Here is a 1,137-nt window from a genome sequence, read left to right on the forward strand (position 1 = left end):
TGCATTTTTCTCAGTTGCCCAAGCAAGTCCTTTTCTAAGTGCGCTAATTCGTCGCTCATTGTCTGCTTCCTGTTTGATATGGTTGTCAGCCACCAATTTATTACGTGCTTTGATGGCGCGGTTGGTGTCTCCTTTTTCGGTCGTGATGCCTCGGCGCTCCATTGCCGTCGCCTCAACGCCCATTTTAATGGTGGGCTGCTGATCAAGCCCCTGATCCTTATAACTGCGCGCATCCATCAATGGCAGATGATGCTGCGCCAACACTTTATTGGCGGTATCTACCCACATCTCCCGAACACGCTTAATCTCTTGCATCGATGACGGCAGATCATGCGCCTTACGTTTTTTGTTGGACCACTCAAACGGGGTCTTAAGCTTTGGATCAAACGCCAATGTCTTATTAGGCCCAATAGTGGGCGCTCGAGTGGTTACCATAATATGGGCATGGAAATTACGTGGGTCAGGATTTTCTTCTCCTTCACGTAATCGTTTCGAGCTCGGCTCAGCGTTCGGATCGAATGGAAGTTTCATTACAGGACGATGAATACATACATCAGCGATTACATCCATATCATCACAAATCTTTTGGGCAAAATCTATTGCTAGCTGATGGCGCTCACTTTCTGATAACTCGTAAGGCAGATTAATGAGCCATTCACGAGCCACACGGCTATCGGATCTTGTTTCTGCTGCTTCCGCAGTATTCCAAAGTGTCTCTCTATCTACACTCACACCTAGCGCCTTTAACGAAAACGGTAAAACGATATCGCTACTCATAACCCCAGACTTTTTACCATAATCATGGGTCTTACCATATTTGGTATCGTCAAGAATATCTCCAGCACGATAGGCTGCACAGGCCACTGCAGACTGCCCCGCTTTTCGAGAAATTGCTTTTGTCGCAATATGCACCATAGTCATAAGGATGAACCTGCTAATTTAGCTTTTTGCACACCACATTTTTTCGTGGTGTGCGGGGTTTGGGGTTCCCCCAACGAATAATGATTCATTTATTAGTATAGTAACGAAGTGGATATACTAATAAATGAGTCGTTACTTCGCCCTTAGTCAGGGAGACGCCACCATCAATCGCAAAAATAAAATATTCTAGGAGCTAGATACAGCTGTGTTAAAGCA

At 45.5% G+C, this 1,137-nt stretch carries 1 protein-coding gene; it reads right to left on the bottom strand.

The window, feature by feature from the left end:
* A partial coding sequence (locus tag ACS8FC_RS14635) for a MobA/MobL family protein (protein WP_439297302.1) occupies positions 1-921 on the bottom strand: 921 nt, incomplete at its 3' end.
* Between the last annotated feature and the right edge of the window lie 216 nt (positions 922-1,137).

Source organism: Psychrobacter sp. 1Y4 (genome assembly GCF_051847555.1).